The organism is Mesorhizobium sp. AR07 (genome assembly GCF_024746815.1).
GTDB lineage: Bacteria > Pseudomonadota > Alphaproteobacteria > Rhizobiales > Rhizobiaceae > Mesorhizobium.
In genome coordinates, this window is record NZ_CP080525.1 from 5857856 (window position 1) to 5875437 (window position 17582).

The following is a 17582-nucleotide window of genomic DNA, read 5'->3' on the forward strand; positions in this document are numbered from 1 at the left end:
GCAATCTCGGTTTGCATATGTAAAAGTTACTTGTCTATGTGAAAATACCTGTTAGGAGTCGGCGGGCCGGGCGCATGCGCGGTTCAGGGAGGAATTGCCGGATATGACAAGACTGCGCGGTCTTGCGTGGGATCATCGACGCTGCTGGGGTCCGCTCGACGCCAGCGTCGGGCCGTATTGCGCTGGCAATCCTGGCCTCGAAATCGAATGGGATCGCCGCAGCCTCTATGAATTCGGCGAGGGCGCGCTCGGTCCGGTGCTCGCCACCTACGATCTCGTCGTCTTCGACCATCCCTTCATCGGCGACATCGCGCAGGGTCAGTTGATGGAGCCGTTCGACGCCCATCTGTCGGGAGAGCAGATCCGCTTCTTCGAGCAGGATTCAGTTGGCGCGTCCTGGCGCTCCTACGAAAAGAACGGGCGCCAATGGGCGTTGCCGATCGATGCCGCTTGCCAGGTCGCCTCCTACCGTCCTGATCTTCTGCAGCGCTACGGACCCGTGCCGCGCAGCCATGACGAGGTGCTCGAGATTGGCCGGCGGGCGCGCAAGGACGGGAAGTGGCTCGGCCTGCCCCTCGTGCCGACGGATGCCATGTGTCTGCTTTTGACGCTCGGCCATCCGCGGGAGGACGGCGAGCAATTCATCGCAAAGGAAATGGTCGAGCAGGCCATCGGCCAGTTGCGCGACCTTGCGGCGCTGTCGCATCCGAACTCGCCGAAATGGAATCCGATCCGCTGCTACGACCACATGATCGCGCATGACGATGTGGTCTATGTGCCGTTCGCCTTCGGCTATGTGAACTACGCCGCGAAAACCGACAGACCGTATCTGCGCTTTGCCGACGTGCCGACGCAGCACGCCGCCGGCGCCTTGCTCGGCGGTGCCGGCATCGGCGTCAGCGCCCAGTCGAAGCACAAGCAGGCCGCGATCGACTACGCGCTGTTCCTGTGCTCGCCCGAATTTCAGCGTGGCGACTATGTCAGGGCAGGCGGGCAGCCGGGATCGCTGGCCGCCTGGAAGGACGCCGCGGTCAACGATCTTTCCGGCAATTTCTTCAGCGCGACGCTGCGGACGATCGCCTCATCCTATCTGCGTCCGACGCATCCCGGTTTCATCGCCTTCTTCCGCGAATGCGCGCCGCATGCGGCGGCGGCCATCGCCGGCGACATGCCGGCGGACGAGCTCGCCGAACGCGTCAATCGCCGCTACCGCGAAACCAGGCAAGGCCAACCGCAACGGAGCGTTGCGTGATGGCCGCCAGCGTTGCAGAGGCGTTCGACGAGGGCGACAGCGGCCGCAACGGCTATCGCGTGCCGGCAGTGGAGAAGGCGCTCGACGTTCTCGAGTTCATGGCCGCCAGTACCGAAACGCTGACCCAGACCGAGATCGCGACCGGCCTCGGGCGCTCGATCCACGAAATCTACCGCATCCTGCTTTTGCTGGAGAAGCGCGGCTACATCTTCCGTACCCAATCGGACCGCTTCCGGCTGTCGCTGAAACTGTTCGAACTGGCGCACATGCATCCGCCGGTGAACCGGCTGGTCGAATGCGCGCTGCCGGTGATGCGCGAATTGACCGCCAATGCCGATCAGAGCTGCCACCTCGTGGTGCGCGAAGGACAGAACGCGCTGGTGGTGCTGCAGATCGATTCACCGTTGCCGATGCGCTACTCGGTTGCGCTGGGCTCGCATTTTCCGATCCTCGAAACCAGCTCCGGCGCGGTGCTGCTTGCCCATTCGAACCGGGCCGAGCGCGAGCGCATCGTCGAGCGCATCGTCGTTGCCGGCGAAGGCCAGGGCACGCGGGCGGAAATCGAAGCGCGGCTGAACGACGTTGCAAGGCTCGGCTACGAGATGCGCGCCTCATTGGCCGTCGAGGCTTGCACCAACATCTCGATGCCGGTGCGCGATCACACCGGCGCCGTCATCGCCGCGCTCACGGTGCCGCTGCTGCCGCAGAAGGCGGCGCGGTTCGACCGCGAAACGGTTTTCGAACGGGCCCGGTCCGCCGCCGAAAAGATATCGGCGGCACTCGGCTGGGGCGAACCCGCCACCTCTTCACGTGCCGACCCGGAACGGCGGGACTACCCGTTCAGCGATTAACAAGAGCGATAAACCTGGGAGAAGAAACATGTATTGGTCCAAGTCATTCCTGTTTGCATCCGCGGCCGTGCTGGCCTTGAGCACGGCAGCCACGCATGCCGAGAACATGCCCAAGCGCATCGGCTACGTCACCAACTACGCCACCCATGAGTGGTATCAGAATGTCATCAAGGGCATGAAGGCTCACGGCAAGGAACTCGGCATCGAGGTCGAGGTACAGGACGCCAATCTCGACATATCCAAGCAGGTCTCCGCGGCCGAAGACTTCATCGCCAAGGGCGTTGATGTGCTGATTATCACCCCGGTGAATGAGGAAGGTGTGGTGCCGCTGCTGCGCCAAGCCAAAGCTGCCAACATCCCGGTGGTGCTTGAAGGCAACCCGGTCAAGGGCATGACCACGATGGTTGCCATCTGCGACTATGACACCGGCTATTTCTCCGGCGTCGAGGCCGGCAAATATGCCAAGGAAAAGCTCGGCGGCGTTGCCAAGGTGATGAATGTCGGCCTGCCGCTGCTGTCCGCCACGGTATTGCGCTCGCACGGCTTCATGGACGGGCTGAAGACCATCATCCCTGACGCCGTCATGGTCCACGACCTCGACGGCGGCGGCAATCCGGATCGCGCGCTCGAAGTGTCTTCGGCGGCACTGGCCAAGAACGCCGACATCAACATCATCTACGGCATCAACGATTCATCCTCGCTCGGCGGCCTGCAAGCCTGGAAGGCGGCCGGCAAGTCGCAGGATGGCCTGTTGACCGTCGGCACCGGCGGCGAGGGACTTGCCTTCATCAACGCGATGCAGAACGAGCCCTCCTACCGCATCGAAGCCGCGATGTTCCCTGAAAAGGAAGGCTTTACGGCCATCGATGCGGCGGTGAAGCTGTTCAACAACGAGCAAGTGCCGGAGCACATCGTCAGCCCGACCGCGCCGATGAATGGCGAGGACTGGAAGAAGTTCTACGATTACGACGGCACCACCCGCACGATCAAATGGGATGCCGTCAACGCCCTGCAGCCGCCGGCAAAGTGCATGAAGACCTCGGCCGACCTGAAGAAATAAGATTGGTCGACATTTGCCCTTCCCGCGTCGCGGGAAGGGCGGACAGTCATGTGCTGCTGACGGCATGGACAAGGCGTCGGGTTGCGGCGCCTGATGCAAAGCGGCTCGGGAATGGACTGAAATGAGCGAGCTTACACACGCCTCCGCGCCGAAGCGTTTTATCGGCGGCCAGCTTCTGGGCAGCAGCCAGCTCGTGCTGGGCGTCATCCTGGCTGTGCTGTGCATCGCCATCTCGATCGCCGCGCCGCAATTCTATTCGGAGGCCAACATCATCGCCATCCTGCGCCAATGCGCGCTGGTGCTGATCGTCGCCTCGGGCATGACCATGCTCATCATCACCGCCGAGGTCGACCTGTCGGTCGGCGCGTCGCTCGCCTTTGTCGGCTGCATCGGCATGGCCGTGCTCAATTCGACCCACAGCCTGGCGCTCGCCATGCTGGCGGCACTCGCCTTTGCCGGCGGTGTCGGCCTGTTCAACGGGCTGGTCGTCACCAGGCTCAGGGTGAACTCGCTCATCGCCACCATCGGCACGATGATGATGCTGCAGGGCGGCGTCTATCTGTTCACGCGCGAGGCGGTACAGAACCACAACCAGCTGACCAGCTTCACCGATCTCGGCGCCGGCTATGTCGGCGTGGTGCCGGTGCCCGTCATCCTGGCGGCACTGATTTTCGCGGTTGCCTATGTGACGCTGCGCTTCACCACGCTCGGCCGGTATCTCTACGCGGTCGGCGCCAATGAAAAAGCGGTGCGCCTGTCCGGCGTGCGTTCCGAACGCCTCAAGTTGTTTGCCTTCGTCGTCACAGGCCTGTGTGTCGGCGTCGCCGGCATGATCCTGTCGTCGCTGATGAATGCCGGCCAGCCGACCGCCGGGCGCGGCTTCGAGCTGACGGTGATCGCCGCCGTCATCCTTGGCGGCACCAGCCTGCTCGGCGGCCGCGGCTCGCTGTTCGGCACCTTGCTCGGCGTGCTGGTGCTGAAGGTGATCGATAACGGCATCATCATTCTCGGCTGGAACCAGGATCTGCAAATGGTGGTGCCAGGCGTCGTCATCATCCTGGCAACTTATCTCGACATCATCCGGAACAGAGCCAATGTCCGTTGATTTCCTGCATCCTGGCGAAGGCGCGGCCATCGACACGAATGTGCCGGCGCTGGAGCTGCGCGGTATCGACAAGCGCTTCCCGGGCGTCGTGGCGCTGGACGCTGTCGACTTCACCCTGGAGCCGGGCAAGATTCATGCCTTGATGGGCGAGAACGGCGCCGGCAAGTCGACGCTGATCAAGATCATGGCCGGCGTCTACGACAAGGATGCCGGCAGCATCCGCATGCGCGGACGCGAGGTCGACATCAAGTCGCCGCGCGACAGCCTGAAAGAGGGCATCAAGGTCGTATTCCAGGAGATCGCGCTGATCTCCGAGTTCACCGTTGCCGAAAACATCTTCCTCGAAGGCTATCCGACCGGCAGAGCCGGTTCGATCGACTGGAAGAAGATCCGCGCCGATGCAGCAGCACTTTTCAACCGCATCGGCTTCAACGTCGATCCGGCGGCACGCACGGGGTCGCTGCCGGTCAGCCAGCAGCAGATGGTCGAGATCGCCCGTGCGCTCGCCCACGAAGCCCGCGTCGTGGTGATGGACGAGCCGACTTCCTCGCTGACGCCGAACGAAGTCTCGCTGCTGTTCACCGTCATCCGCCGGCTGGCCACCCTCGGCATCGCGGTGGTCTATGTCAGCCACAAGCTCGACGAAGTGTTTGAGATCGCCGACACGGTAACGGTGCTGCGCGACGGCCGCCACATCTCGACCAGGCTGATCGGCGAGCACACCAACGACACGCTGATCCAGGACATGATCGGCCGGCGCATCGACAACCTGTTTCCCCGCCAGCGCGGCGCGGCGGGCAGTAAGGTCGCCCTATCCGTGGACAAGCTCAGCACGGCGAGGAAGCTGAACGACATCTCCTTCGAGGCACGCGCCGGCGAGGTCCTCGGTTTCTTCGGATTGATGGGCGCGGGCCGCACGGAACTCGCCAAGGCGATCGTCGGTTACGATCCGATCACTTCGGGCACGATAACGGTCGACGGCAGCCGGCTGGTTCCGCATGACACGCGCACCGGCGTCAAGCTTGGCATCGGTCTGCTCACCGAGGACCGCAAGAGCGAAGGCCTGATGGGCGAGCTGCCCGTCTACCAGAACGCCAGCCTCGCCTCGCTGGGCACTTTTGCCCGCATGGGGTTTATCGACAAGGCGAAAGAACATCGGGCGGTGCAGGATTATGTCGACCGCTTCCGCATCAAGACCCCCAGCCTGTTCCAGCAGGTGAAGAACCTGTCGGGCGGCAATCAGCAGAAGGTGCTGATCTCGCGCTGGCTGATGCGCGGCCTGAAGGTGATCGTCGTCGACGAGCCGACCCGCGGCATCGATGTCGGCGCCAAGTCGGAGATCTTCGCGCTGATCGACCGGCTCGCCGGCGAAGGGCTGGCGGTCGTCATGATGACGTCCGAGATGCCCGAACTGCTCGGTCTCTCCGATCGGATCGCGGTGATGTGCGAAGGCCGGCTCACCGCGATCATGTCGCGCGACGAAGCCACCCAGGAGAAGATCCTCAATGCGGCGATCGGCTAAGACCATGACGCTTCGCGACATCGCTTCCTGCGATCCAGTCCTCCTTTTGGAAGGGAGCAAGCGATGAGCCTTGCCAGCACCGCTTCCGTGAAAACCCCGCCGTCCCTGCTGGCGCGGCTCTTTGCCCGCCAGGAGCTGGCGCTGCTGGTCTGCCTCATCCTGGTGATCGTGTTCTTTTCCGTCACGGCGGAGAATTTCTTCTCCGTGCGCAACATGACCAACGTGCTCGGGCAGGCTTCGCTCGCGCTCACCGCCGGCATCGGCTGCGCCATCGTCTTCATTTCGGGCGAGGTCGACATCTCGATCGGCTCGCTGCTGGCGACCATCGCCCTGCCGCTGATCATCATCATGAACGACACCAACTCGCTGCTGCTCGGCGTCAGCGGCGCGTTGCTGTTCGGCCTGATCATCGGTGCGGTGAACGGCTATCTCACCGCCTATGCCGGTATCAACTCGCTGATCGTGACGCTGGGCACGATGTTCATCATGCGCGGCGGCGTCTATCTCTATACCGGCCAGCGCGCCATTCCCGACGCCGCCAGCCTCGACAGCTTCATCGCCCTGTCGGATGGCCGCCTGTTCAACATCATCCCGTATTCGGCTGTCATCGCCATCGTCCTGCTCGCCGCCTTCGCCTACATGATGCGGCATCGGCCGTTCGGGCGGCAGATTTATGCCGTCGGCGGCAATCCGGAAGTGGCGCGGCTGGCGGGCTACGATGTGCGGCGCGTCAAATTCATCTGTTTCATCATCAGCTCGCTGCTGGCGACGGTCGCCGGCATCATCCTGGCAGCGCGCGTCGGCTCGGCGCAGCATACGGCCGGATTGAATTTCGAGTTCCAGGTCGTCGCCGCGACGGTGCTGGGCGGGGTGAGCCTCGCCGGCGGCATCGGCAGCCTGACCGGCATGGCGCTCGGCGTGCTGATCCTGCAGTTCCTGTCCAACGGCCTGCGCGGGCTTGGGCTGCCGACCGAATGGCAGCTGGTCATCACCGGCATGATCATCATCGCCGCGGTCGCCTTTGACGAAGCAAAGCGCCGGCGCGCGATTGGAGGCTGACATGGCTCGTCTTGAAGGAAAAATCGCCGTCATCACCGGCGCCGCCGACGGCATCGGCCATGCGATCGCAGAGGCGATGGCACGGGAAGGCGCGCACGTCTTCCTCGGCGATATCGCCGACAGCGCGGGCGAAGAGTTCGCCGCGGCATTGCGCGCGGCCGGCCACCGCGCCGACTATGTGCATTGCGACGTGTCGCAGGAGGCCGACATCATCGGCCTCATCGACAGCGCCGTCAAAAAGACCGGACGGCTCGAGGTGATGGTCAACAACGCGGCCATCGCCATTGGCGGCATGCCGGTGCACGAGATGACCGACGAGCAGTGGCACCGGCTGATCGCCGTCAACCTGACCAGCGTGTTTCGCGGCTGCAAATACGCGCTGCCGCACATGATCGCGCAGAAGTCCGGCTCGATCATCAACATGGCCTCGGCGCAGGGCCATATCGGCCTCGACGGCTGGACCGCCTATGCCGGCGCCAAGGGCGCGGTAATGGCGATGACGCGCCAGATGGCGGTCGAGTTCGGCCCGATGAACATCCGCGTCAACTCGATCTCGCCGGGCACCATCAACACGCCGATGAACGACAGGCTGATCAAGGAGATCGGTGGCAACCTCGCCAGGGCCTGGGTCAAGATGCATCCGCTCGGCCGCATCGGCGAGCCTTCCGAAGTGGCGGAGGCCGCAATCTACCTCGCCTCCGATGCCGCCGGCTTCACCACCGGCACCGATCTGCGCGTCGACGGCGGCCTGACCGCGGCACCCCGCTACGTTCCTGAACTGCTTTGACAACACGAAACGAGACATGAAATGAACAAGGCCCTCGAAGGCGTCCGCATCCTCGATTTCAGCCATCTGCTGCAAGGGCCGTTCGCCACCCAGCTGCTCGGCGACATGGGCGCCGACGTCATCAAGGTCGAGCGTGCCGGCGCCGGCGACATGTTCCGCGGCATGACCTTCTTCGCCAAATGGGTGGGCGGCTCCGAGAGCCCGAATTTCCTCGCCTGGAACCGCAACAAGCGCTCGATCGCCCTCAATCTGAAGAGCCGCAAGGTGCACGCCATCCTCATGGAAATGGCCAAGAGCGCCGACGTGGTGGTGCAGAATTTCCGCCCCGGCGTGCTGGCCAAGCTCGGCTATGGCTACGAGGACTTCAAGGCCGTCAATCCGCGCATCATCTACTGCTCGGGTTCCGGCTATGGCGAGGAAGGCCCCTATGTCGAACGCCCCGGCCAGGACATGCTGATTCAGGGGCTTGCCGGTCTGATCGCCAACACCGGTCGCGGCGATCAGGCCCCGGTTCCGGCCGGCGCCGGTCTCGCCGACCAGATCGGCGCTATGAACATGGTCTACGGCATCCTGTCGGCGCTCTACTATCGCGAGAAGACCGGCAAGGGCCAGAAGATCGAGGTCAATCTGCTGGCAGGCCTGCTGGCGCATCTCAATCAGGAATATGTCGCCGTGCTCAATCTCGGCGAGGACTTCGTCAGGCCCAATTCTGGCATCGGCCATCCCGGCATGCAGGCGCCGTTCGGCATCTACGAGGCGAAGGACGGCGGCTATATCTCGATCGCCATGAGCCCGTTCAAGACCCTGTACGAGGTGCTGGAGGCGCCGCAGCTCGCCGTTTACGACGATCTGAAAACCCTGTTCGACAAGCGCGACGAGGTGTTCGAGAAGGTCAATGCCGAGACGAAAAAGTTCGCCACGCAGGATCTGTTGGCACGGCTGCTCGCGGTCGACATCTGGTGCGCCGAGGTGAAGGATATCCGCCGCGCGGCGGAAGACCCGCAGGTCAAGCACATGGGCATGATCACCAGCTATGATCATCCACGCGGCGGCAAGGTGCGGGTGGTGGCGCCCGCGGTCAAGATGAGCGAGACGCCGGCGACCATCGAGCGGCCGGCGCCGCTGGTCGGCCAGCATGGCCGCGAGATCCTGGCCGAGTTCGGCCTCTCCAAGGAGGAGATTGCAGCACTTGAGGCGTCGGGCGACATGACCGTGGACGCGGCCTGACGATGACAGCCTACCAGACACTCACGGTCGAAATCTCGGGCCGCGTCGCGCTCGTCACCTTCCGGCGCGCCGACCAGCTCAACGCCATGAACCGGCTGATGCAAGGTGAGATCACCGAGGCCTTCGAGGCGCTGTCCGGCGATGCAGGCGTCGGCGCGATCGTGGTGACCGGCGAGGGGCGCGGCTTCATGGCCGGCGCCGACATCAAGGAATACGCCGCGCAGACAGCTCCCGAGTTCGACACCTTCCAGGCTGCCGGCACGCGCATGTACGCGGCGATCGAAAACAACCGCAAGCCGGTGATCGCGGCGGTCAACGGTTTCGCGCTGGGCGGCGGCATGGAGCTGGTGCTGTGCTGCGACATCGTGATCGCCAACCCGTTCGCGAAACTCGGCCTGCCGGAGATCAAACTCGGGCTGATTCCAGGCGGTGGCGGCACGCAGCGCAGCGTCGCCAGGCTCGGCCGCAGCCGCGCCAATTTTCTGCTGATGACAGGCGCCATCGTGCCGGCCTCCGAATTCATCGCCGCCGGCCTGGTCAACGAGATCGTCGATGTCGACAGGCTGGTGCCGCGCGCGCTGGAGCTGGCCGAAATGATCGCCGCCGAGCCCGCTGCTGCGATCGAAGGCCTGAAAGCGCTGACGGCGCATGCCGTGTCGGGTGAGCTAGCCGTTGGCCTCGCCATGGAGCGCGACATATTGGGTGACCTCTACCGCGGCGAGATCGGCCAGCAGCGTGTCAAGGCGTTCGCCGACAAGAGCGGAGCGCAGGTGAAAAAGGCTGGGCGATGAAGGGCAGCGACGACTATCGCGGACTGGGCTGGGCGCATGGCGCGCTGACTGTCCAGCGGCTCGGTGCGATGCTGGCGCCCGTGACGTTCGTACTGGACAACGGCCGGCAGGTCTCGCCGATGCATATCGCGCCCTGGTCGAACGAGCCGGGGGCCGAAGTGCTGCCGGGCATCCTGCGCCGGCTGCGCGGCGAATGGCCGTGCGTGCCGTTTGGCTATTCGGTGCCGGCCGACGGATGGCCGCAGGACTGGGCGCGCGTGATGGGGCCGCCGGAGCCGGATGAAGAAGTGCATGGCTACAGCTCCAACCATGACTGGACCTGGCGCGACAGCGAGAGCGGGTCATTGTCCTTGGTACTTGCCTATCCAACCGGCAGCCCGGTCGAGCGCGTCGAGCGCACGGTGACGCCCGACCCATTGGCGCCGGCCATCGACATCGAATTCAAGATCGTCGTTCGCCGCGCCTGCCGTTTGCCGATCGGCCTGCACCCGGTGTTCCGTCTGCCAGGAGAAGCCGGCGCCGCCACGCTGGAACTCGGCGCCTTCGATGAAGGCCGCACCTATCCACACGATGTCGAACCGGGCGCGGAATTGTTTGCCCGGGACATGAGGTTTTCCGGACTGACCAGCGTGCCGGCGCGCAGAGGGGGTGTGATCGACGCTTCGCAGCTTCCCCTGGCGGCCGATACGGAAGAGTTGCTGCAGATCGAGGGCGTCGACGGTATGGCGGCGCTCGTCAACCACGCGGACGGCTACAGGGTAAAACTCTCCTGGCAAAAGGAACATTTCCCCAGCCTTCTGCTCTGGTACTCCAATCGCGGCCGCAAGGCGGCACCCTGGAATGGGCGTCATGTCGCCATCGGCATCGAGCCGGTCTGCTCGCCCTTCGGGCTCGGCCCGGCGACCGCACTGGCCGACAACCCAATCGCGCAATCCGGCATTGCGACGGCGCTGGAATTCTCGCCGGAAAAACCGTTCGTGACCCGCTACCGCATCGAGGCATCGGCGCTGTGAGCGATCGTACGGGAAGGTCCCTGGTCAAGCCGAACCGGCCGCGCTTCACCGACGTCGAAGGGTTGGCCGCGATGGTTGGCAGCGGTGACGCCTTCGGCGTCGGCGGCCACCATTTCGCCCGGCTGCCGATTGCTTTGCTGCGTGCGATCGCCCGGTCGGGCGACAAGGATCTGCGCTACGTCTGCTGGGCCGGTGGCCTGCCGCTTGAACTGCTGCGAGAAGCGGACGCGGTGGCCGAGATCGACCTATGCTTTTCCAGCCTCGATATCTTTGGCCTGCCGCCGCGGTTTCGGGCCGCTGCTGAAACCGGGGCAATACCCGTTCGCGATTGGACGGCGCTGGCCATGATCCAGGCGCTGCGGGCGGGCCAGCAGAACCTGCCTTCCATGCCGTTTCAGCTTCCCCTGGGGTCGGATATGCTGGCGCGGGTGCCGGGTGCGAGCGTCAGACCCGATCCGATTGCCGGGATTGATACCGGATTTATCCCGGCGCTGCGGCTGGATACGTTCGTCGTCCACGCCCAGCGCGCGGATGAAAGCGGCAATGTGCAAATCATCGGGCCACGGGCGCTGGACTTCGCTATGGCGGGCGCCGCGCGGCAAGTGCTGGTCACTGTGGAGGAGATTGTCCCGGTCGGGGCGTTGCGGCAGGACGGGCGCCAGAGCATCCTCACCCGCAATCAGGTTTCGGCGATAGCGCTCGCGCCGGGCGGCGCCTGGCCGGCCTCGTGCCTGCCGTTCTATGTCACGGATTATCAAGCCCTGTCCGAGGCGTTCGCGACCAGGGAAACGCCTTTGGCGGACAAATTGCGCCTGCCGTCCGAAGGCGTGCCGGAGCGGGTTCGAGAAGCCGCGAAAGTCCGCGCTGAAACGGTCGTCGCCATGCCCGCGCTCGCGCACAGTACAAAGGGTGCATCCGTCGACGAGATCATCGCCGTCCGCATCGCCGCCGAACTCGACAATGAGAGCTTTGCCAGCGCCGGTGCTGTCTCGCCGCTGGCCAATGTCGCCTACCGGCTGGCCAAGGCGACGCACGCGCCGGACATGATCATCGCGACGATGAGCTGCGGCCATCTCGACATCGCGCCGAGCCCGATGATCCTGTCGCTGATCGAAAGCCTGGATTGCGAGACGGCGGTGGCGCATGCCGGCGGCGACGACACCTACTCGACCTATTACCAGGCGGGTGCGGTGACGCATGAGATCGTCGGCGCGGCACAAGTCGACCGGCACGGCCGGGTCAACACCATCGCCCTGCGCAAACCGAGCGGCGGCCTCATCCGGCTGCCCGGGCAGGGCGGCATGGCCGACGTCGCCAACATGCATCGCGACTATCTGCTCTACGTTCCTCGCCATTCGGTCCAGTCGCTGGTAGACAAGGTCGAGATCGTCAGCTCAGCCCGTGGGCTGTTGACGCCGGCTGAGCGCGAGCCGATGGGCTATCGCACCGGCAAGGCGCTGGTCTTCACCGATCTCTGCGTCTTCCGGCTCGACCAGACATCCAGGGAATTGACTGTCATCGAAACCATGCCTGGTGTCACACACCAGCAGATCCGTGATGCCACCGGATTTGCGGTGACGTTCGATGCCGGTTGCCGGGAGATATCGCACCCCTCCAACGATACGCTCGCCGTCCTGCGAAACCGCATTGACCCGCTCGGCCTGCGTCGTCTGGAATTCGTCAGCGCCAAGGAGCGCGGCGCGCTCATCGCCGAGATCCTCGCGGCCGACCGCGCCATGGTCGAGCGCTGCATCGCCGCACAGAGATCGCTCATCGAAAGCTGAGGAACATTCCATGGCAAAGCCGTTGCTCGACATGTCCACCGCGCGCGTCTTCTTCGACGGCATCTTCTCAAGCCCGCGCGTCGCGCACCCTGAGGGCGTGGCCGTCCACCGCGATGGCTCGATCTGGTGCGGCACAGAGACCGGCGATCTCCTGCGGCTGGCCGCCGATGGCGGCTCGGTCGAACGGATGGGCGGCACGGATGGCTTTCTGCTTGGCATCGCCTTCGACAGCACGGGCAACTGTTTTGCCTGCGATCTCAGGCATGCCGCGATCTTTCGCTGGTATGCCGCGACCGCGCGCATGGAGCGCTTCGCTTCGTCCGGCATCCGCGTGCCGAACTATCCTGTCGTCGACGAGGCGAGGGGGTGGCTCTACGTGTCGGACAGCGTTGGCCAGGACAATCGCTCGGGCATTTTCCGCTATGATCTCAAGACGGGCGAGGGCGGCCTGTGGTGCCGGGAGGCGATGGCCTTCGCCAACGGCATGGCGATGGCGCCGGATGGCAATGGCCTCTACATCGTTGAAAGCAACGCGCCCTGCGTCAGTCATGTGCCGATCCTCGCCGACGGCACGGCAGGGCTGCGGCAGGTCGTCGTCGAAGGCGTGCACAATGTTCCCGATGGCGTCGCCTTCGCGCCCGACGGCTCGCTGTTCATCTCATGCTACGAGCCAAGCCGGATTTACCGCTGGCGAAAGGGCAGGGGTCTCGAAGTGCTGATCGAGGATCCGGCGGCGACCACACTCGCGCACCCCACCAACATCGCCTTCAAGGGCGACAAGCTCTACACCGCAAACCTCGGCCGCTGGCACATCACCGAGATCGACCTGGCGGCGCTTTCAAACTCGAACGGTTGAACGAGCCTGTCGGCTCGGCTCTTGGGCCGCTTTCAAAAATCGGAAAAACACCCTCTTGACTCCACGCCTGTGAATCTTCCTTATACGTATCATTGATACGTATAAGGAAGTCACCTTGAAGACCGGTCGGGCCACACAGAAGGACGTCGCGCGGCTGGCTGGCGTGTCGCAAGCGAGCGTTTCCATGGTGATGAGCGGCGGCGGCTCGCCGGCCATATCGTCCGAGACCTGGGAGCGGATCACCAACGCGGCGGCGCAGCTTGGCTACATGCCAAACCGGTTCGCGCAAGCGCTCAAGACCAACCGGACGATGACGATCGCCTGCGTCGTGCCCGACATCACCAACCCGTTCTACCCGGCGTTGATGCGCGGCATCCAGTCGGTGGCCGAAAAGCTCGGCTACGACGTGATCGCGGTCAGCACCGACGGCTCCGCCGAGCGCGAGCAGCATTTTCTCGACTGGTCCCGGCAAGGACGGGTCGACGGTGTGATCGGCGTGTTCTTCACGTTGCGCGCCGCCGACTTCAAGCCGCTGGTCGATGCCGGCGTGCCGGTGGTGCGCATCGAATCGAGCAAGAAACGAGGTGGCGACATCGCCATCGACGATATCTTCATCGACAGTTACGCCGCGGCCCTTGCGGTCACGCAATTTCTCATTGGCCGCGGCCACCGGCGCATCGCCATGGTTGCCGGTCGGGGTGGCCCTCAGGGCGTGCGCGTCGAGGGTTACCGTACCGCCCTGACCCAGGCCGGCGGCACGCCATATCTGGTTATCGACGAGGAGTTCAGCGAGACCGGCGGCGCCCGGGCCACGGAGACGGTGCTGGCCAGCGGCTACGCACCGACAGCGATCTTCGCCGCCAACGACCTCATGGCCATAGGGGTGATGCAGGCGCTGCGCGATCGCGGCATTGCCATTCCGGGCGAAATCGCCGTCGCCGGCTTCGATGACATTTCGGCCGCGCGGCTGGTCACGCCGTCGCTGACCACCGTCTCCCAGTTCCAGGGCGACATCGGGGTCAAGGCAGCACAGATCCTGATGGAAAGGCTGCGCGGCTCCAAGCCGGGCGGCGCCGGAACCGCGCTCGAAATGCCCTTCAGCCTGATCGAGCGCGGCTCGACCTGAAACAAGAAACGAGAAACATCGGAGGAGAAAACATGGAACGCCGTACACTGCTCAAGACAGGCCTCGGCCTCGCCGCCCTGCCATTGCTCCCGCGCCTGGCCTTTGCCGACGACAAGAAACCTGTCGGCTTCTGGTACGAATCCGCCTCGCCGGAAAACCAGGACAACCTCAAGACCCTGCTGATCGATCCGTTTAACGCGGCGCATCCGCAGGACGATCTTTCGATCGACTTCCGCGGCTCCGATCTCGATAAGCAATTGCGCATCGCCATGCTCTCGGGCAGTGGCCCCGATGTCGTCTTTACCGCCGGTCCGAGCTATGTCGCTTCGATGGCGCAAGCGGGGCAGTTGCTGCCGCTCGACGACTATGCCGCAAAACTCGGCTGGAACGACCGGCTGCTGCCGCTGTTCATGGAACTGGGCAAGTACGAAGGCAAGCTCTACGCGCTTGCCAAGACCTATGAGACGCTCGGCCTGTTCTACAACAAGACGCTGTTCGACAAGAACGGCTGGAAGGCGCCAACCACCATCGCCGAGCTCGAGGCGCTTGCCGATGAGATGAAGGGCAAGGGCCTCGTCCCGTTCGGCTCCGGCAACGCCGACTGGCGGCCCGCCAACGAGCACCATGTTTCGATCGTCCTCAATTCGGTGGCCGGCCCCGAGAACGTCTACAAGGCGCTGACCGGCGCCATTCCGTGGACGGACCCGTCCATCCTGGCAGCCATCGATAAGCTCGATGAATGGTGGCAGAAAGGCTATTTCGGCCCGAACTATTTTTCGCTGACGCTGGAGCAGGCATTCGCCCAGGTGGCGACGGGCCAGGCCGGCATGGCGCCGAGCGGCACCTGGAGTTTCACCAACATCCCGACCTATTTCCCGCCCAACAATGCCGAGGCGGCGTTCGTCGGGTTTCCGAGCACCAGCGGCCCGCCGGTCTATGCGCTCGGCATCGGCTCGACACTCTCGATCAACGCGAAATCCGAGAATGCCGACGGTGCGGCGGCGGTGCTCGACTATATGTTCTCGGACAAGTTCTACAGCGCCATGAACTCGGTGTGGCAGGGCGAGTGGAACCTGCCTCTGAAGGATCTGTCGGCGGTGAAACTCTCCGACAAGGTGCTGCCGCTCTACACCGAGGCGATGAAGAACCTGTCGACGGCCGTCGGCGACGGCCAGTACGGCTATACCACCTGGACCTTCCTGCCACCAGCCACCGACACCTATCTCGTCAGCGGCATGGAGGAAGTCTGGCTGAAGAAGCTCACCTCGAAGGACTACCTCAAGAAATTCGACGACACGTTCAAGCAGGAAAAGGACGCCGGCAAGGTGCCGGCGATTCCGAAGCGGGCCTGACCAACACAGGAATCCGCGAACCCTCTGAACGCAGCGACGGAGCGGCGCCAAACCGGCGCCCTCCCAACCTCTAGGCAATCTGCCATGCACCGGCTCTATCTCGTCCCGACGCTGATCATCAATTTCGTCATTGTGCTGGTTCCGGCATTGCTGACGGTCGCCCTGGCGTTCTGCAGCTGGGACGGCATTTCGACGCCGACTTTCTCAGGGCTGGACAATTTCCGGGCGCTGCTTGCCGACGGCGTCTTCTGGTCGGCGTTGACCAACAACATCATCTGGACCTGCATCTTCCTCGTCGTGCCGATCGCCATGGGGCTGCTGGCGGCCTCGATGCTGCTGATCGTCAGGCGCGGCAGCAATTTCTTCCAGGTCGTCTATTTCCTGCCCGTCGTCATCGCCACCGTCATCACGGCGCGGGTCTGGCAAGGCATGATCTACAGCCCGGTCACCGGGATTTTCGGCTTCCTGTCGCGCCTGGGATTGCCGCTGGCCAATCCGCTGGCGCAGCCATCGACCGCACTGTTCGGGGTCGCGACGGTCGACCTCTGGCATTGGTGGGGATTTCTCTGCGTGATCTTCTTCGCGGCACTGCGGCAGGTGCCGCAGGAACACATCGAGGCGGCGCGCATCGAGGGCGCCAATTACGGGCAGATGATGCGCTACGTGCTGCTGCCCGCGATCCGGCCGACCATCATGCTGATGATGATCATGACGGTGATCTGGAGCTTCCTCGCCTTCGACTTCGTCTACATCCTGACTCAGGGCGGACCGGCGTTTTCGAGCGAAGTGCTGTCGACGCTGGCCTACCGGCACGCCTTCTACGACCTCAATGTCGGCCAGGCGGCGGCAGCGGCACTGGTCATCAGCCTGTTCGGCCTGGTCGGCACATTCTTCTATGTCCGCCTGCAGACGCAGGAGGGCGAGCAATGAGAATGGTCGAGAGCCGGGCCACGCTGACGATCTCCTACGTCGTGCTCGGCATCGGTGCGTTCATCGCGCTGTTTCCGATCGCCTTACTGGTGCTCAATTCGTTGAAGCCGGCGGCCCTGATCGTGCAGAACCCGCTGGCGCTGCCCAACCCCATTCGTTGGGAGAATTTCGTCAACGCCTGGAATCACGCCAAGTTTTCGAAAACCTTTGTCAATTCGCTGCTGCTGTCCGGCACGACGATTGTTCTCGTCTGCTCGACGTCGTCGCTGTCGGCCTACGTGCTGGCGCGCAGGAAAATCGCCTCGTGGAAGATCTGGACCTTCTACCTGCTGGCGACGACCACGGCGCCGATCCAGCTCTATATTTTCCCGCTCTATTTCGGCTTCGCCAAACTCGGCCTGATCAACAACGTCTTCGGCGTCGCGCTGATCTATACCGCGCTCTACAGCCCTTTCGCGGTGATGCTGCTGAGGACGTATTTCATCGCCGTGCCGAAGGAGCTCGAGGAGGCCGCGCTGATCGACGGCGCCACCCATTGGCAGGTGTTTTCCAAGGTCATGTTGCCCATCGTCTCGCCGGGCATCCTGACGGTCGCGCTGATCATCGGGCTCAACTCCTGGAACGAATTCCTGATCGCCGCGACGTTCCTGCAGAAGGCGGACAAGGTCACCGCCGTGATCGGCTTCTACCTGCTCAGCGGGCAATACAGTTCCGACTGGGGTGAGATCATGGCCGCCGCGCTGATCATCGTGGTGCCGGTGGTGGTGCTGTTCGTCGCCATGCAGAAGCGGTTCATCGAGGGCATGGCGGGCGGCTCGGTCAAGGGTTGAACTTTTTCGGGCTGAACTTTTTTCGATTATCTGGAGC

The 17582-nt window shown here is 63.9% G+C and carries 16 protein-coding genes; all 16 read left to right on the plus strand.

The genetic code is table 11. From position 1 onward, the window contains the following. The first annotated feature begins 103 nt into the window (after nt 1-103). The 16 genes from BPNPMPFG_RS29070 (at nt 104) to BPNPMPFG_RS29145 (ending at nt 17545) form a co-directional block, all read left to right on the plus strand. Entirely contained in the window at nt 104-1252 is a 1149-nt protein-coding gene (locus BPNPMPFG_RS29070; RefSeq protein ID WP_258592007.1) for an ABC transporter substrate-binding protein, read from the plus strand. Then, the gene (locus tag BPNPMPFG_RS29075; RefSeq protein WP_258592008.1) at nt 1252-2103 is read left to right on the plus strand and encodes an IclR family transcriptional regulator; all 852 of its coding nucleotides are present in this window, start codon (nt 1252-1254) and stop codon (nt 2101-2103) included. Before BPNPMPFG_RS29070 ends, BPNPMPFG_RS29075 begins: the two co-directional genes overlap by 1 nt. Nucleotides 2104-2131: 28 nt before the next feature. After that, complete coding sequence (locus tag BPNPMPFG_RS29080; RefSeq protein WP_258592009.1) at nt 2132-3163, plus strand: sugar ABC transporter substrate-binding protein; 1032 nt, start codon at nt 2132-2134, stop codon at nt 3161-3163. A 121-nt stretch (nt 3164-3284) separates the two neighbouring features. Then, nucleotides 3285-4268: an ABC transporter permease gene (locus BPNPMPFG_RS29085; RefSeq protein ID WP_258592010.1), complete on the plus strand. Its 984-nt coding sequence runs from the start codon at nt 3285-3287 to the stop codon at nt 4266-4268. Beyond that, the gene (locus BPNPMPFG_RS29090) at nt 4258-5790 is read left to right on the plus strand and encodes a sugar ABC transporter ATP-binding protein (RefSeq protein ID WP_258592011.1); all 1533 of its coding nucleotides are present in this window, start codon (nt 4258-4260) and stop codon (nt 5788-5790) included. Before BPNPMPFG_RS29085 ends, BPNPMPFG_RS29090 begins: the two co-directional genes overlap by 11 nt. Nucleotides 5791-5853: 63 nt before the next feature. Beyond that, nucleotides 5854-6849 carry an ABC transporter permease gene (locus tag BPNPMPFG_RS29095; RefSeq protein WP_258592012.1) on the plus strand — a complete coding sequence of 332 codons (996 nt, stop codon included), beginning with the start codon at nt 5854-5856 and terminating at the stop codon, nt 6847-6849. 1 nt (nt 6850) lies between these two features. Continuing rightward, entirely contained in the window at nt 6851-7636 is a 786-nt protein-coding gene (locus BPNPMPFG_RS29100) for an SDR family NAD(P)-dependent oxidoreductase (RefSeq protein ID WP_258592013.1), read from the plus strand. Nucleotides 7637-7657: 21 nt separating this feature from the next. Then, entirely contained in the window at nt 7658-8863 is a 1206-nt protein-coding gene (locus tag BPNPMPFG_RS29105) for a CaiB/BaiF CoA transferase family protein (RefSeq protein WP_258592014.1), read from the plus strand. Nucleotides 8864-8865: 2 nt separating this feature from the next. Continuing rightward, on the plus strand, nt 8866-9654 hold the full coding sequence (locus BPNPMPFG_RS29110; protein ID WP_258592015.1) for an enoyl-CoA hydratase/isomerase family protein: 789 nt from the start codon (nt 8866-8868) through the stop codon (nt 9652-9654). Beyond that, nucleotides 9651-10667 carry an aldose epimerase family protein gene (locus tag BPNPMPFG_RS29115; protein WP_258592016.1) on the plus strand — a complete coding sequence of 339 codons (1017 nt, stop codon included), beginning with the start codon at nt 9651-9653 and terminating at the stop codon, nt 10665-10667. The genes BPNPMPFG_RS29110 and BPNPMPFG_RS29115 overlap by 4 nt, the downstream gene beginning before the upstream one ends. Next, nucleotides 10664-12451 (plus strand): CoA-transferase, encoded by a 1788-nt coding sequence (locus BPNPMPFG_RS29120; RefSeq protein WP_258592017.1) that lies wholly within the window; start codon nt 10664-10666, stop codon nt 12449-12451. The genes BPNPMPFG_RS29115 and BPNPMPFG_RS29120 overlap by 4 nt, the downstream gene beginning before the upstream one ends. Before the next feature lie 10 nt (nt 12452-12461). Further along, the gene (locus tag BPNPMPFG_RS29125; protein WP_258592018.1) at nt 12462-13307 is read left to right on the plus strand and encodes an SMP-30/gluconolactonase/LRE family protein; all 846 of its coding nucleotides are present in this window, start codon (nt 12462-12464) and stop codon (nt 13305-13307) included. 115 nt (nt 13308-13422) lie between these two features. Then, the gene (locus BPNPMPFG_RS29130) at nt 13423-14433 is read left to right on the plus strand and encodes a LacI family DNA-binding transcriptional regulator (RefSeq protein ID WP_258592019.1); all 1011 of its coding nucleotides are present in this window, start codon (nt 13423-13425) and stop codon (nt 14431-14433) included. Nucleotides 14434-14465: 32 nt separating this feature from the next. Beyond that, nucleotides 14466-15785 carry an ABC transporter substrate-binding protein gene (locus tag BPNPMPFG_RS29135; protein ID WP_258592020.1) on the plus strand — a complete coding sequence of 440 codons (1320 nt, stop codon included), beginning with the start codon at nt 14466-14468 and terminating at the stop codon, nt 15783-15785. Between the two features lie 84 nt (nt 15786-15869). Further along, the gene (locus tag BPNPMPFG_RS29140) at nt 15870-16715 is read left to right on the plus strand and encodes a carbohydrate ABC transporter permease (protein WP_258592021.1); all 846 of its coding nucleotides are present in this window, start codon (nt 15870-15872) and stop codon (nt 16713-16715) included. After that, nucleotides 16712-17545: a carbohydrate ABC transporter permease gene (locus BPNPMPFG_RS29145; RefSeq protein WP_258592022.1), complete on the plus strand. Its 834-nt coding sequence runs from the start codon at nt 16712-16714 to the stop codon at nt 17543-17545. Before BPNPMPFG_RS29140 ends, BPNPMPFG_RS29145 begins: the two co-directional genes overlap by 4 nt. Nucleotides 17546-17582: the final 37 nt, after the last annotated feature.

Bases quoted from the DNA above. Each gene is read 5' to 3' on its own strand.
- BPNPMPFG_RS29135 (WP_258592020.1), top strand. From the start codon at position 14,466: ATGGAACGCCGTACACTGCTCAAGACAGGCCTCGGCCTCGCCGCCCTG.
- BPNPMPFG_RS29090 (WP_258592011.1), top strand. From the start codon at position 4,258: ATGTCCGTTGATTTCCTGCATCCTGGCGAAGGCGCGGCCATCGACACG.
- BPNPMPFG_RS29140 (WP_258592021.1), top strand. From the start codon at position 15,870: ATGCACCGGCTCTATCTCGTCCCGACGCTGATCATCAATTTCGTCATT.
- BPNPMPFG_RS29070 (WP_258592007.1), top strand. From the start codon at position 104: ATGACAAGACTGCGCGGTCTTGCGTGGGATCATCGACGCTGCTGGGGT.
- BPNPMPFG_RS29085 (WP_258592010.1), top strand. From the start codon at position 3,285: ATGAGCGAGCTTACACACGCCTCCGCGCCGAAGCGTTTTATCGGCGGC.
- BPNPMPFG_RS29095 (WP_258592012.1), top strand. From the start codon at position 5,854: ATGAGCCTTGCCAGCACCGCTTCCGTGAAAACCCCGCCGTCCCTGCTG.
- BPNPMPFG_RS29145 (WP_258592022.1), top strand. From the start codon at position 16,712: ATGAGAATGGTCGAGAGCCGGGCCACGCTGACGATCTCCTACGTCGTG.
- BPNPMPFG_RS29115 (WP_258592016.1), top strand. From the start codon at position 9,651: ATGAAGGGCAGCGACGACTATCGCGGACTGGGCTGGGCGCATGGCGCG.
- BPNPMPFG_RS29110 (WP_258592015.1), top strand. From the start codon at position 8,866: ATGACAGCCTACCAGACACTCACGGTCGAAATCTCGGGCCGCGTCGCG.
- BPNPMPFG_RS29075 (WP_258592008.1), top strand. From the start codon at position 1,252: ATGGCCGCCAGCGTTGCAGAGGCGTTCGACGAGGGCGACAGCGGCCGC.
- BPNPMPFG_RS29080 (WP_258592009.1), top strand. From the start codon at position 2,132: ATGTATTGGTCCAAGTCATTCCTGTTTGCATCCGCGGCCGTGCTGGCC.
- BPNPMPFG_RS29105 (WP_258592014.1), top strand. From the start codon at position 7,658: ATGAACAAGGCCCTCGAAGGCGTCCGCATCCTCGATTTCAGCCATCTG.
- BPNPMPFG_RS29100 (WP_258592013.1), top strand. From the start codon at position 6,851: ATGGCTCGTCTTGAAGGAAAAATCGCCGTCATCACCGGCGCCGCCGAC.
- BPNPMPFG_RS29125 (WP_258592018.1), top strand. From the start codon at position 12,462: ATGGCAAAGCCGTTGCTCGACATGTCCACCGCGCGCGTCTTCTTCGAC.